This is a genomic window from Planctomycetota bacterium, assembly GCA_016872555.1.
Classification (GTDB): domain Bacteria; phylum Planctomycetota; class Planctomycetia; order Pirellulales; family UBA1268; genus F1-20-MAGs016.
Genome location: VGZO01000005.1, coordinates 1 through 16,161, shown reverse-complemented (window position 1 = coordinate 16,161; position 16,161 = coordinate 1). Strand labels below are relative to the sequence as shown.

At 69.6% G+C, this 16,161-nt stretch carries 2 protein-coding genes; one reads left to right on the top strand and one right to left on the bottom strand.

Features of this window, described 5'->3' with window-relative positions:
* Positions 1-200: 200 nt before the first annotated feature.
* Positions 201-14,636, bottom strand: coding sequence for a hypothetical protein (locus tag FJ309_02620; protein MBM3953512.1), 14,436 nt, complete (start codon positions 14,634-14,636; stop codon positions 201-203).
* Positions 14,637-14,968: 332 nt separating this feature from the next.
* On the opposite strand from FJ309_02620, the gene FJ309_02615 reads away from it, so the two are divergent.
* The coding region (locus tag FJ309_02615; protein MBM3953511.1) for a hypothetical protein at positions 14,969-16,161 on the top strand (1,193 nt) is incomplete at its 3' end.

Here is a 16,161-nt window from a genome sequence, read left to right as displayed (position 1 = left end):
GTCGTCCGGTCGCACCGGTCGTGACCGTCGTTCGTCGAATACCGGTCACGGAAGCTGGGGAAGCCGACCCGACGGCGCGCGAGTTTGACGCGGTCGCCGGCCTGCCCATTCCCCCTGGACCGTGCAGCCCGCGATCGGCGCGGCAAGCCTGGCAACCTGGCTCGCACGCGGCCCGCGCTGCACGATCCCCCGTGTGCCGCTCAGCTTGCGAACGGATTGATCGGGCCGCCGATCTCCGACCAGGCGCTCTGCCCCTTGGCATTGACCGCCGCCACGCGGAACAGGTGCCCGGTCCGGACCGTGAACCCGCTGACCACTGCCGAGAGCGCCGTCGACGGCGCTCGGACCACCGTCACCCAGTCGTTGCCCGCGAGGTTGACGCGGTACTGGATGACGTAATCGGTGATCGCCGCACCGCCGGTGTCGGTCGGGGCGTTCCACCGCAGCGACACGCTCCCGGCCCGCCCGGTCCCGGTCACACCGGTCGGCGCTGCCGGCACCGCCAGCGGCATCGCCGCCGCCGACTGGGCCGAAGGAGCGCTGTTGCCGGCGACGTTCACCGCCGTCACCCGGAACACGTAGTTGAACCCGTTGGTCAGGCCCGTCACCACGGTGCTGGTCGCCGCTGACGCGGGACGCGACAGCGTCGTCCAGGCCGCGTCGCTCACGCGACGGAACTCGACGATGTAGTTGCTGATCGCCATCCCGCCGTTGCTCGCCGGGGCGTTCCAGGCCAGCGCCACCTGCCGGTCGCCGGCGGTGGGCACGACCCCGGTCGGCGCCGACGGCGTGCCGTAGACCGTCACGCCGGCCGACTCCGCCGACGCCGGGCCGAGGCCGACGACATTCCGCGCTGTCACCCGGAAGGCGTAGTTGGTGCCGTTGACGAGGCCCGTCACCACGGCGCTGGTCGCCGTCGAAGCCGGCCGCACGAACGGCGTCCAGAACGAGTCGCGCAGGCGCCGGTATTCGACGACGTAGTCGGTGATCGCGGCGCCGCCGGTGCTCGCCGGCGCCGTCCACCGCACCGTCACCTGGCTTTCGCCACGTGTGCCGGTCACGCCGGTCGGGGCCCCGGGGAGACCGCGGACCGTGACGCCGTTGCTCTTGGCCGACGGCGTCCCCAGCCCCTGGGCGTTCCGCGCCGTCACCCGGAACTCGTAGTTGAAGCCGTTGGTGAGCCCCGTCACCGTCGCCCCCGGCGTCGTCGATGGCGCCCGGCTGAACGTCGTCCACGTGCTGTCGGAAAGCCGCTTGTATTCCACCACGTAGTCGGTGATCGGGCTGCCGCCGGTGCTCGCCGGCGGGGCCCACGAGAGCGTCGCCCGGCCGTCACCACCGGCCGCCACCACGCCCGTCGGTGCGCCGGGCACCGTCACCGGCGTGAGCGTGCCGGTCGACGTGCTCGGCGTGCCGGGACCGGCGGCGTTGATCGCCGTCACGCGGAAGACGTACCCGACGCCGTTGACCAGCGGTGTGACGACGGCAGTGGTCGCCATCGACGGGGCCCGCGTGAACGGCGTCCACGACGTGCTCCCCGCGCTCGCGACGCGGTATTCGATCAGGTAGTCGGTGACCGGGCTGCCGCCGTTGGTCGCCGGTGCGGTCCACGAGAGCGTCACGCGGGAATCGCCGATCATGCCCGACAGCGCGGTCGGCGTGCCCGCCACGGTGAACGGCGTCGCCGGACCGGCCTCGACGAACGATCCGATACCCACCGGGTTCACCGCTGCGACGCGGAACCGGTAGGCCGTGCCGTTGGTGAGGCCCGTCACCGTCGCTCCGGTCGTCGCCGACACGCCATCGGCGAACGTCGACCACAGCCCGCTGGCCGTGTCGGGGCGGAACTGGACGACGTAGTCGGTGACCGGCGTGCCGCCGTTGTCGACCGGCGCCGTCCACGACAGCCGTACCTGGCCGTTGCCCGCGACGGTGCCGACCGTCTGCACGATACCCGGGAACGTCAGCGGCCTGACCGGTGACGACTCGGCGCTGGCCGGGCTCGTGCCGGCCCCGTTGACCGCCCGGACGCGGAACAGATAGCTCGTCCCGTTGACCAGACCGGTGACGGTCGCACTGGTGGCAAACGACACCCCGTCGGCGAACGTCTGCCACCCGGCGCCCGTGACGTTCTCACGGAACTCGACGACGTAGTCGGTGACCGGTGTGCCACCGTTGTCGCTCGGCGCCGTCCACGACAACTCCACCTGGCGGTCGCCACGCGTGCCGAACGGCGCGCCCGGCGCCGTCGGCACCGTGACCGGCGTCACCGGGCTCGACACGAGCGACTGGGCACCGGCACCGAACGTGGTGATCGGCGTCACGCGGAACACGTAGCTCGTGCCGTTGACGAGGCCGTCGACCGTGGCCCCCGTCGTCCCCGACACGCCGTCGGGGTAGGTCAGCCACCCGCCGCCCGATGCCAGCCGGTATTCGACGACGTAGTCGGTGACCGGCGAGCCACCGTCGTTGGCCGGAGCCGACCAGGCAAGCGAAACGCGCCGGTCACCCGGCGTGCCGACCAGGCCCGTGGGCGCGGTGGCCGGCGCCAGCGGCGTGACCGGACCGGCGACGCCCGAGAAGGGGCTGGTGCCCGTGGCGTTGGTGGCCGCGACGCGGAACACGTAGGCCGTCCCGTTGGTCAGGCCGGTCACGCGGATCGAGGGCGCGCCCGACGGCGCGTGGACGAACGTCGACCAGTTCGCACCGCCGTCGCTCGAGTACTGGACGACGTGGTCGGCCACCGGCAGACCGCCGGTGTCGACGTTGGCCCAGGCCAGATCGACGAACTGGTTGCCGAGCGTCGCCGTCAGGCCGATCGGGGCCGCCGGCGCCGCCGTCGGCGTCACCGGACCCGAGACCGCGGCCGCACCGGGGCCAAACTCGGTGATCGCACGGACGCGGAACAGGTAGCTGGTGCCATTGACGAGGCCATTGACCGTCGCGGTGGTGTTCGTCGACACGCCGTCGGCGACGGTCGTCCAGGTGATTCCGTTGTCGATGCTGTACTCGACGCCGTAGTCCGACACGGTTGAGCCACCGGCCGAGGCCGGAGCCGCCCAGGTGAGCGTCGCGTCGCGCGGGCCGATCACCGCCGGGCCGAGCGTGACGACGAGGTTCTGCGGTGCCGATGCGGGGGCGAGCGGCTTGACCGGCGCCGACGGCGCCGACGGGCTGCCGACACCGACCGCATTCTGCGCCGTGACGCGGAACACGTAGCTCGTGCCGTTGACCAGGCCAGTCACCGTGGCCGTCGTCGCCGCCGACACCGCGTCGGCGAACGTCGTCCAGCTCGTGCCGCCGTCCGACGAGTACTCCACGATGTAGTCGGTGACCGGAGTCCCGCCGGGGTTGGCCGGGGCCTGCCACGAGAGCTGGACCTGCGTGTCGCCGCGGGTGCCGACCACGGCCGTCGGCACGCCGGGGAGGTCGGTCAGCGCGATCTGGAAGCTCGTCGAGCCGTCGGTCTTGTTGGGGAGGAGCGTGTTGTTGGCCAGGTCGGTGAGCAGGCCCACGGTGCTGCCGACGGTCGCCCGCGTCGTCGTTCCGATCACGTACGTGCCGAGCGGGTAGACGGAGTTCGACTCGAACACCACGCGGTTGGTGTTCTCGATGTAGCGGAACAGGTAATCGACCCCCTCGGTGAGGAGGACGCCGTCGCGCCGCAGCGTGAACGCGGCCTTGGTGACCGTCGCCCGGTCGATCCCCACGCCGACGTCGGCGATCTGCAGGGCGAACTGGGTGATATTGACCGCATCCTCGCGCTCGAGGCGGATCGCGTTGGGGGCCGGATCGCGGTCGACCGGCGTGGTGTTGCGGTCGTCGAGCGGCTCGACGATCGCCAGCGACGGCTGGAGGAAGTCGACGCGGTCGATCGCCCCGCGGTCCTTGAAGACGTTGCTGCCGAGGCCCGGAGGCGTCGGCTGTGCCGGGTCGTCGGTGCGGAGCTGGCCGTAGATGTCGCGGTCGGGCGCCAGCACCGGCGATGGCGGGACCCCCAGCGGCTCGGTGACGACCGTGTACTCGGGCCGGTCCTGGAGGCTGTTGAGGGCACTGTCGATCGCCGCCGTCCCGGAGACGAGGTAGAAGTTGCCCCCGTCGGCATTGACGAACGGATTGCCCGGGAGCGTCAGCGAGCTGCTCGCCGTGACGCCGCCGGAGACCTCGATCCCGACCGCGTAAAACGCCGACGTGCCGATCACCGTGGAGCTACGCGAGCCGGCGTCGACGCTGACTCCGGTGGCGAGGTTGGCGAACAGGTTGTTGAGGATCGTCGGGCCGGCGCTGTCGCTGACCGCGATGCCGACTCCGGACGGCGTCGAACCGCCGTAGATCGTGTTGTTGACGAGGCGGCCATAGGGCACCACGGACTGCGGCACGGCGCCGCCGGTGGAGTCACCGCTGAACCGGATCCCGGCCGTACCGGCGCCGGAGATGATGTTGTTGATCGCCACCGCCCCCGGAGCGAGGCGCTGGTTGTTGAGGACCGGGAGGTTCCGCGCCACGCCGGGGTTGGGCTTGTCGCTCCCCGCATCTCGGGCCCCGGCGTCGAAACTGATCCCGTAGCTTTGGGCAAACGAGATGATGTTGTTTTCGACGAGGAACTGCCCCTGCGTCCGCGGGTGGTTGGAGTCACCGAGCGACTCGACCGACGCCACCGGCGCCGTGGCCCAGACGCGCAGGGCATCCAGCGCGATCCCGCCGGCATTGGCCGGATTGGGGATCGGGAACAGCGAGAGGAACTGCCGGTCGCCCGACTGGAAGAAGCCGATCACGGTCGTCGCCGACAGCGGGCCGGCCGCGGCGACGAGGTCGACGGTCGCCGTCGAGAGCACGTTGCCGGTGCCGGCGAACGAGAACACCGTCGTCCACGTCGTGCCACCGTCGGTGCTCACCGCCACGCCGTCGCCGACCGGCAGGATCCGGTTGCCGCCGGGCAGCGCCGGCGTCGTGAACGTCGCCGGCAGCCGCGTGAGCACCTCGCGCGGGAGGACACCGTAGGCGAATTCGAGGAACGCCGCCGGCTGGCCGGCGAGGTCGACCGACCACGACAGCAGGTTGTTGGCGACGGTGCCGTTGGCGGTCGACTGGAGGAGCACGAACGTGTCGCCGTCCACCGGCTCGATACCCTGGCCGGCGAGGATGTCGAGCTCGTTGGCGGTGAGGAAATGGATGTCGCCGTTGCCTACCGCACCGAGGACACCGGGTACGAGGGCGTCGACGACCTGTGTCTCGAGCTGCCGCCGGGCCGCCTGCGGGAACCGGACGAACCGGTCGTTGGTGTCGAACGTCTCGAAGATCGTCACGTCCGGTGCGGCCGAGTCGAGCTGAATGCCATACTCGATGCCGCGGCGGATCTCGAGTTGGTACGGACCCTGCAGCGACTGCGTCGGGTAGGTCTGTGAGACCGGGGTAGCGAGGTCGAAGAAATCGACCTGTCCCGCCGCGGCGTCGGTCACCATCTCACCGCGCTCGGCGAACCCGACGATGATGTCGTCGACGTAGAACCCTTCGAAGGCGTTGTTCTGACCGCGCTCGACGTGATTGAAATTGCCGAGCGTGCCTGCCAGGCCGTTGATGCCGTTGAGCACCCGATCGGCGGTGTTGAAGAACGACAGCACCGTCCCCGCCGTGACCGTCACCGGAGCCGACAGCATGACCGTTCCGGCGGCGGAGTCGATCGAGTTGACCGTCACTGGCGTGCCGCCGACGAGTGCCCCGACCCCCGTGCCGGTCACCACCATCCCGGTCCGCAGGCCCTGTAGGTTGCCGAGCGCGACCGTGGCGGCGTTGGTCACCGCGCTGGCTACCGACTGGGTGGCGTCGGGCGTGCTGCGCAGCTGCGCCGAATCCATCTCTCCTGCGGTGCTGAAGTCGAACCGCAGGCGGATGTTGGAGCTCCCCGCCCATTTGCCGAGGTCGACCCGCGCCTGGCGCCAGTTGCCGGTCGAGTCGAACAGCTCCTGGACGTGTTGGTTGGGGCTGGTGCCGATCGCCGACGACGTCGAGAGGACGTTGGGGAGCTCGGCGGTGAGGTTGTCGCGCTCGGTCCGTGCCTGGTTGTTGGTCGCGATCACGGCCCAGGTGCGGCCGTCGTCGGTCGAGATGAAGACGCGTGCGCTGTCGCGCATCGCCGAGCCGTCGACCCGTGTGTCGGCCGAAGCGTTTTGCGAGTCGAGGAAGTAGTTGAAATACAGCGTCGGCTTGTCGGTGTAGGCGTAGCCGGCGAGGCTGAACGGATTGGTGATCAGGCTGCCATAGGCGCCACCGGGGAGGTTGTAATCGTTACCGATGACGCCGGCAGTGAGGTCCTGCTGCCAGTCGTAGGGAGTCCCGGCACGAACACCGTACTGGCCGTTGGCGCCACCCGGGTTGAACTGTCCGTACGTACCGGATGGATCTTGGAGGTACTCCTCGAGACCGAAGTACATGCTCGCGGCCCCTTCGCGGGCGTTGCGCGTGGCGTCCGGGATCGTGTTGCCGTTGGAGTCACCCGTGCCGTTGATGCCGTGGCCCCGGTCGGCGCCACGGAGCCCCGTCGGGTGCCAGAGGTTGATGTCGAGCGGTGAAAATGCCAAACCGGTCGCGCCGGCCACCATGACGTTGGAAATCGCGCTGTCGGGCACGCCGTCGCCGTTGGTATCAAACACGTTGGGCATCAGCCGTGCGCTGTTTCCCGGCTGCAGTTCGATACACACAAGCCGCCCGTTGTTGGTGATCGCGAAGAACGCGCCCGCGTACTTTCCGCCTTCCAGATTGGCAGGTGCCGACGCCAATCCCTGGAAACCGGTGGTACCGGCGACCGTTGCCAGCGTCGATGCGAAGTCAGCGACGAGCGTCGCCGCACCACTGCTTGTACTCACGGTGTGAAACTGTCCGCCGCTGCTGACGCCGTAAAGCGTGCCGAAGTTCTCGTTGCGGAACTGCAGGCCGGTGGTCAGGCCGGTGATGCCGGTGCCGGTGATCTGTCCCCGGAGGCTGAACGGCGGATCGCTATCGCTGTAAGCGGCGTTGCCGCTGGTACGTCCCCAGTACAGCAGCGACTCATTGCTGCCACGACGAAGTGAATAAAAGATCGAGTTCTCGTACGTCGCGACATCGGTCCGGCCGATCGCCAGGGCATCGACAGAGCTGCTCGTGAGTTTCCAGAAGTCGCCCGCACCCGGGCTCGAGGGCACGTCCGGCACGGCGTCGCCGACGTCGGAAAGCGGGCTCGATCCGCCGGCGGTACTGATCTCACGGAGGTGCGCGACGTTGCTGGCGTCATTCAACTGACCGAACGCCTGGAACAAGCGCCCGTCGGTCCGCATGTCGATGTCACCAACGCTTCCCTGACCGCCGTAGGCATTCTCGAAGAGGTGCGTCTCGATCCCACCGGAAAACGGATCTACCGTGTACATGCTGCCGCCCGTCGACACGAACAGCGTCACGTCGGCGAGGCTGAACGGCCGGACGTTGGCCGACAAGGGCAGCGGCGACCCGGTGGCCACCATCGCCGCGACGTTGATGATCGGGCCGGTCACCGGATCGACCGGGAGGCCGTTGCTCGTGTAGCCGGTCGTGCCGATGTGATCTTCGACGATCCGCTTCACCGACGTCACCGGCTCGAGACGGATGAAGGGATTGGCCGCCGCCCCCTGGAACGTGGCGTTGATCGCCGACGGGAGCCGTTCGTTGCTGCTCACGGCGACGTAGTAGCGCGTCGTCGAGCCCGGCGTACCGGCCGGGAGCTGGACCGGTCCGATGAACGGATCGAGTTTGCCGACGCTGCCGCGCGACAGGTCGTCGAAGTCGTTCCCCTGGCCCGGCCCCGGCTGGTCGTCGGCGACGTTCGAATCGCGGCTGACGAAGATCAGCTTCCCGGTCGCGTCGAACACCGACAGCGTCAGGTCGCCGCGGAAGCCGTCGGCGTAGTCGATGTCGAACACCGTCGACCAGGTCTTGCCGCCGCCGTTGACGCCGCCGATCGCCTGGATCATCGCGTAGTCGAGCGTGAACGAATACCAGTCGACGTCCCCCTCGGCCGCCAGGCTACCGGCAACGCTGATCACGTTCTGATCCGACTGCAGCAGCCGGCCGATGTCCTGGGCCGAGCCCTGGATGTCGTTCGCCGCGGCGCTCTCGCCGGTCTCCCCGACGACGAGCGAATTGCGCGGCAGCCCCTGGACGTCGATCGCCGTCGTCGCATAGCGGATGTCGGCGTAGCGCACGGTCGAACCGGGCTTTTGGTCCTGCTGCTGGAGGCGGACGCGCAGCTCGTAGGTGCCGGACGTGATCCCGCTCTTGACCAGCGCCGGATCGCGGAGCCGGGCTTCGTAGGCCAACTGGGTTGCCACGCCGGCTGCCGACGGCTGGCTGCGGACGCGGATGAAATACTGCCCCGGCGCGCCGGCCGTGCCGGGGAGGATCACGCGCATCCCGGGATCGCGCGGGTTGGTCGAGTAGTAGTCGAGCCCGCGGAAGCCGTCCTTCCCCATCGGGAAGGCGCCGTTGCCGCCGGTGGCGGTGAAGCCGAGCGTCTGCCGGGTGAGCGTGCCTGCGGCGAAGGCCACGTCGCGGATGCTCGTCACCCCGGGATCGCCGTTGAACGTGAACGTCACCAAGCCGGTCGTGAAGTCGAGCGTCGCTCCGGTCGCCCGGACGGCCGGAGCGCCGATCGCCGTCAGCGTGAACGTGCCGGCGCGGTTGACCGAGAAAGTCTGGATCGCCGTGTTGTTGCGATACAAGACTCCCGACAGCGTGCCGGGGAGGATGTTGCCGGCGGCGAGCTGGTAGGTCCGCGCCGTGCCCGTACCGCTGCCGGCGACGAGGTCCTGCGTCACCATCTGCGAGTCGTTGGTGGCGTCGATCGAGCGGGCGAGCACCGTGCCGGAGGCGTCGAGCAGCTCGAGCATCGAGTCGAGCCCCGACGACGTCTTGTCGAGGTCGATCCACACCTCGCTGCCGGCATAGCCGCCGAAGCTGTAGACGTCGACGTCGGTCGGATCGTCGTAGGCGATCACACCGTGGACCTCGAACCCGTTCTTGCGGTTCTCGTCACCCCCCTTGTTCTGCGCCGACTCGGTGGAGTTGGTCCCGGTGGCGAAGTTGGGGGCGAGGACCCCGAGCACCTGCGCCGTACTCGCCGTCTGGTTGGCCTCGAGCTTGCCGGTGTACGACTTCTCCGCCTCCTTCTGGATCGAGACGTTGGTGTCGTTCGACAGCGGCATGAACTTCAGCCCGCGCCAGTCGCCAGGCGCCGGCGCCGTGGCCGTCGCATCGACGCCCACAACGCCGTCGTTGTTGGTGTCCTTCACCGTGCGGCCGAGCGGGTCGAGGCTCGCCCCCACCGTATCGTCGGCGAGGCTCGTCATCACGACGGGGAAACCTGGCTGGCCGATCACCTGCACGGTTCCGCCGATCCGGTCCTCGATCTCGAGCGGGAACCCGGCGGCGGTGAACCCCGCGTTGGGCCCGTCGAGCTTGACGACGAGGCTCGCGTCGGAGCGGCTCATCAGGCGCAGGCCGGTCGTCGTGTGGAAGTTCTCGACGACGACGTCGATCGTCCCGGTGAGCACGTGGACGACGTCGGTGTCGTCCCACACGCTCTCGACGGTGATCTGCTCGGGCCGGACGACGACGCCGCTGATCACCGCCGTGGAGCCGGTCGGGCCGGTCGTCACACCGCTCCCCGGCAGCGTGTAGCTGTCGGCGGCCGCGTAGGAGACCGTGTAGCCGAGGTCCTCGAACGCCCCGATCGTCACGCGGCTCAGCGGATTGACGCCGGGGTTGATGAACCCGGTCATGATCTCGTTGTCGAACTCCGCCTCCGACCAGTGGGCCCCGGTCGTGCCGGCCCCGCCCCCCTGCTCCAAGGGCACCGTCGCCGCGGTCGGCCGGAAGCGCTGGTATTCACGCAGCGCGCTCGATCCGGTGTAGGTGAAGCCGTTGATCAAATTGAGGATGCTGGCGACCGACGGGAACCCGAGCGCGTGGCCGAGCTCGTGGACGAGGATCGTCGCCATCTGCGGATTGGAGATGTCGGCGGTGTCGATGCCGACGTCGGCCAGATACGGGAGATGCCTGTTGACGTCGGTCGCCGAGCGGAACGCGCGCGGGCCGGCGTTGGCGAGTGTGCCGCCGGCGCCGTCGCTCGTCGAGCCGCCGAGCAGCCCGGCCTGAACGGTGACGAGGATGTCGTCGATCTGCTGGCCGGTCGCCGGGTCGGTGACCAGCGACAGGTCGCCGACGATGATCGCCTCCCATTTGTCGACCGCGACTTGCATCGCTTGCTGCGCCGCCTGCGGCACGCCGGGGCCGAACGTGACGTCGATGTTGAACGACCCCTGCGGCTGGCCGCCGGAGAAGTTGAGCGGATTAAAGATCCGGTTGGCGCGGACCAGCGGGCCGAAGTTGTCGTCGTAGCCGGTGAAGCGCTCGATCGATCGCGTCGACCGCCCCGGATCGCCGAGCTTCACGTCGGACATCGCGTTGGCATTGATGCTCACCGTCGCCCCGGCGTTGGCGCGGAAGTCGTTGCCGACGACCACCGGCTGCGCCCCGCGCACGAACACGGTCGCGGCGGCATTGGTCCCGCGCGCGTTGCGGTTCCCCACCGCCTGTCCGGCGGCGTTATTCTCCACCCGGCTGTTGGCCAGGCGGAGGAAGCCCTGGTGGACCTCGATCACGTTGAACGTGTCGAATCCCCCCTCGATCGGCGTCTGGCCGCCGCCGAAGGCGAGGTAGGCGTTGTCGATGCTCACCCGGCTGGCGGCGTTGGCGACGATCCCGCCCCAGTCGCCGGCGGCGCGCGTGTCGGGCGAGGGGCCGTTGGTGTCGAACGTCCCGCCGGCGCCGAACCGGTTGTCGGCCAGGCTCGTGAACACCACCCGGTTGCCCGGCGTGCCCTCGGCGATCAACTGGCCAAGGCCACGCTCGAGCTCGATCCGCGACCCGAGCAGCTTGACGACGACCCCGGGATCGATCACCAGCCGGCCGGTCTCGCGGGCGAAGGTCTTCGTCACGCCGTCGGCCGGATCGACGCGCTGCTCGTAACCGCCCACGCCACCGGCGATCTGGAGGTTTTCGGCGATCACATAGGTGATGTCGGGGCTCTTGAACCGGGCCGGCACCGTCAGCCGGTCGACCGGGCTGCCGAGCTGCGTGCGGATCCGCACGAACAGGCCGTTGATCGTGTTGTCGACGATCCGGTTGCCGCGGACGTCGGGGCCCTGGCGGACCGCGGTGTCCTCGAACGCGTCGGGGTCGGCCGAGATCGCCGCCCCGGCGCTCCGGGTGATCTCGTTGAATATCAGCGTCGGCCGCGTGCTCTCGAGGTGGATCGGTGCGAACGCCTGGAGCTGCGAGTTGACCAGGACGTTGCCGCCGCCATAGGTCAGCTGGGCCTGGCCGACGACGTTGAGAAACACCTTCTTCGTCGCCGAGTCGGAATCCTCGCGGAGCACGATCCCGCCCCACTGCCCGCCGGTCGCCACCGGGCCGAGGTTGTCGCTGTCGCCGCCGAGAAAGTCGTCGTGGTACGACGTGAACCGCACCCGGTTGGCCGGCGTGCCGAGGACCTGCATCGCCGCCCCCGCCCGCGACACCAGCTCCGGCGAGCTGCCGACGTCGATGTTCGCCGCCCGGAGCTTGAACAGCGCCCCTTCGTCGACCATCACCGTCACGCCGGCCGGCACCTCGAATGTCATCCCGTCGGCCAGGGGGCCGCCGGCGAGCGTCGTCCCGATGAGATACGGCTTCTCGTCGGCCGGACTGGCGTCGTTGCCGGTGTTGCCGACGATGCGGATGATCCGCGTCGAGGGTGTCGCGGCGGCCAGCGCCGCCGCGATCGTCGGATAGGGTGCCGCCAGCGTGCCGGCCGCGCCGGCGACGGGGGCCGCCTTGTCGACGACGATCGTCGCCGCTGCCGCCGCGGTCTCGAACCAGAAGTTGAACCCGCCCCCGGCCGCGCCGTCGCGGTCGCCGTCGAGCGCCGTGCCGGTGGCGTCGACGATCGTGTTGGCGACGACGCTCGCCGGCGTGAAGCCGAGCTTGAGCTCGTAGGCACCCTGCGACCGGCCGCCGTAGCCGCTGTCGGCCGACTCGGGGTTGAAGTCGGTGTTGCCCGTGCTCGTCACCGCGATGAAGTACGTGCCCGCCTCCAGATCGAGGCCGACGAACGAATCACGCCCGTAGTAGTCGTCGTTGCGGGCGACGAGCGTCCGCACCCCCGACACCTCGCGGTACAGCGAGATCACGCTGTCGAGCCGGCTGGTCACCGCCGTGCCCGGACGCGAGACGACCGTCTCCGCCGTCAGCGTGCCGGCCGCCTCGAGCGCGAACGAATAGACGTCGATATCCGACCCGGTCTTGGGATACAGGACATTGGTGTGGATCAGGTCGTTGTCACCGGGAAACACCCCCTCGCCGGTCAAGCCGCCGCCCATGATCGAGGGCAGGTCGTAGGAGTGGCCGAGGCCGAGGGCGTGGCCGATCTCGTGCATCGCGGTCTGGAACCATCCGCCACCGTATTCGCTCGCCCCCCAATTGAACGTCGAGTTCATGATCGTGAGCGTGCCGCCGCAGATCCCCGCCACCGCCGTCGGCGGCAGGCTCGGGCTGACGGCGCGGACGTCGCCGGTGACGACCGTGATCCCCTGGTCGGCCGTCTCGGTGAAACGGACGCCGGTGTACAACGAATACAGCTCGAACACCTCGCGGGCCCGCTGCTTCTGCGTCTCGGTGATCAGGTTGAACAGCGGGTTGCCCTGCGGATCGCTGCCGTAGGCCGACTTGAAGTTGTAGGAGATTTCCGGGATCGCCACCGCCGGCGCCAGCGACGCGTCGGGCGAGGCGTGATCCTCGATCCCCACCGGGATGTCGCGGTGCCCGGGCTCGTCGCCGGTGCCCTGCTGGCTCGGGAAGAGGAGATTCCCCGCCGGAGTCGGCACCGTCGGCCGCAGTTCGATCGCCGCGGCGATGCTCTGCCCAGCGGCGCCGAGCGAGCCAAGACCGGTCGCCGTCGCGAAACTCGAGTTCTCGTCGCTCGTCCCCGGCGCCACCGCGGCACGGAATGCGACCGTGTACGAGCCGCGCGTCGTCCCACCGGTGGCCCCCGTACCCGTCGTCGGCTGGTAGGCACCGTTGCCCGCGCTCGACACGCCGATGAAGTAGGTCCCCGCCGCCGGCGCCGCCAGCGACAGCGTCCGCGCCCCGCCCGCGCCGCTGCCGGTGATCGTCACGCCCGCCGTGATCGCCGTCCCCGCCGCGTCGAAGACGCGCAGCAGCGGATCGAACGCCGCGTCCGGTGCCAGGTTCACCGTCACGGTCGTCGCCGCCGTCACCGCGAACCGGTAGAGATCGACGTCGTTGACCCCCTCCGGACCGTCGCCGAGGAACGACACCGTCTGGAACGCCGCTGCACCCCCCGCGCGGGAAAACAGACTGCCGACGTGGACCGCCTTCACCGTCGTCGCGTTGTCGTCGGTCGAATCACCGACCTGCAGCCGGTAGAGCTTGTCGTTTGCCACGTCCCCCGAGGAAAAGCCGAGGACCGCCGTCCCGCTCGTCGCGTCATACGTCACCGCCGACGGCACGCGCACCGCCACGTCGGCGCCCGTCGTCGGATCGGTCTCCACGAGCCGGTAATTGCGGATGTTCGTCGCCGACGCCGAAGCCAGCGGGTCGTTGGCATTGAAATAGACGACCACCTTGTCGGTCGCCTGTGACAGCGGTAGCCCGTCGCCGATCGACAGCGCCGCCGGAGTCGGCACGGCGCCGGCACGCGTGTACGAGACCTTCGGCGTGAACTGGCTGCCGGTCACCGTCGCGGTGGCGCCCGCCGCCGTCGCGCCGCCGAGCTCCCCCGCCAGCGACGTCGCCGCCGCGATCCGCGTGGCGATCGCGCTTGCGATCTGCGCCGCCGTCGAGGCGTTGCTGATCGGGACCGCGGTGGTGCCCGGGGTCGCCGACGAATTGCGGTCGAACTCGAGGTTCAGCACCCGGCCGCGGATCTGCACGGTGAGCAGGTCGCCGTCGAGGATCTGGGCCGGATTGCCGACCGTGATCGTCTTCGGCCGCGTCACCGGCTGCGGCACCACCCCCACCACCTGGGCCCCGAGGTCGAGCCGGAAATTGAGCGTGAACGTGCCCCCGGCACGGAACCGCTCCACCGCCGTCGTCCCCTGGGCGAGCGTCCGCAACCCCCCGGTCCCGGCCCCCGTGATCGTGATCCGGTACGAATCGTCAGGCAGCGTGTCGGCGAACCGGACGACGACCTGATTCTGGTTCGGCGCGTCGTCCACCGTGATGCTGCCAGGCTCGACCCTCATGTCGCTGCCGTCACCGATCGTGCCGTCGTGGTTGGCTCGGGTCACCGTGATCCCGGTCGCGATCGTCGCCGGATCGACCTGTGTGCCGGGGCTGAACCGGATCGTGATCTGCTGCGGCGCCTGCCGCCCCACTGCACCCTCGGTGATGAACGTCCCGACGTTGGGAAACGCCGACACGAAGTCGAACGCCAGCAGCCGGCGCGACTCGAGCGACTCGGGCGCCTGGCCGGCTCGCCCCTGTTCACCGCGCGGAGCGATCCGCCGCGAACCTCCGCGGCGACGGGCAAACAGACCGCGGACGCTCGTCAGCCAGAATGGCAGAATCATGGATCCCTCTTTCAGGGAAAAAACAGACCGAACCGCTGCCCCCTCGAAGACGCGCGAGCCTGGCGCGCGCCGAACGGCCGTGAAGACCGGAAAAACAGCTCATTGCCGAACATATCGTCGGCCTTCGGACGGGGCAATGTTTTGGACCGTGGGTCTGCCAATCTGACGGCAAACTGGCGCGATCGCACCCCAGGCCACCCAACCGCCCGCGGCTTCCACTCCCCATTCTCCCCATCCCACCTGACAGGAACTACGAGCACAACCCTACCGCGGCACGACCGTCACGACCGATTTCACCGGGCAGTTCGGATTCTTCATCGGAGACGGCAACGATGATGCGATTGCAGTGGCGGAACGGTGGTTTTGTCGCACCGTTCACGCTGGCGGCGACGGTACTGGTGGCCCTTGGCAGTGTCCGCGCCAACGCCTGGCAGGTCGGCTCCGGTTCGGCCGGGGGATGGCTCGCCGGCGAGGTGGTCTCCGAGACGGTCGTCGGCGACCGCGCGTTCGCTGCCACGGACGCGGGCGAGGGATCGGTGATCCAGCGCGACGCCGTTCCCGCCGGCCCGCTCCCCGTCGACGATCCGGCGCTCGGCGGCGAGTCGGCCGTGCCCGGCGACCTGCCGATCCTCCCCGAGGGGATCGACGGCGGCCACGGGATGGATTGCGGCTGCCCCGAATGCGCCGCCTGCGAGCAGCCGGGCTTCATGCAGGTGCTCCACGACCACCTCCACGGCTGCTGGACGCTCCGAGCCGACGCCCTGCTCCTGTGGCGCAACGCCCCGCGCCTGCGGCCGATCTATTCGCAGTACCTGCCCGGCGTCACACCCAACGACTTCGGCGCCACCGCCCTCGATGCCAACCAGCTCGAGAGTACGCCGGCGGCGGGCCCCCGGTTTTCGCTGTTCCGCAGCAACAACTGCGGCGAGGCGATCGAGGCGACCTGGTTCCGGGCGGCCAACTTCCGCTCGCTCGAGGCGACTCCGCCGACGATCGCCGGCTATGCCCTCACGCCGCCAGGCGTGTTCGGCAACGAGTTCAACGACCTCGACACCGCCACCGCCGACCTCGGCAGCTCGCTGCAGAGCTTCGAGCTCAACCGGCGCTGGCACGCGCTGCCCAACGTCGTCCTGCTGCAGGGATTCCGGTGGTTCGAATGGAACGAGTCGCTGTCGCTCGTCGACCACTACGGCGGGGTCGTGCCCCCGGCCCCGATGATGGACGTGTTCAACAATGCGTGCATCAACAGCCTCTACGGCTACCAGCTCGGCACCGACATCCGCCTCTGGGATCGCGGCGGCTTCCTCCGCGTCGACGGGCTCCTCAAAGGCGGGGCCTACTACAACAACGCCGTTCAGAAGTCGCAGTACGTGTTCGATGCCGGTGCCGGGCCGGCGCTCAAGGGACTCCGCGTCCAGGGGGACGGCGCGGCGTTCGTCGGCGAACTGGGGCTGACGACCACCGTGCCTCTCACCAAGCACTTCGACCTCCGCTGCGGCTACATGGCGCTGTGGCTCGAGGGCCT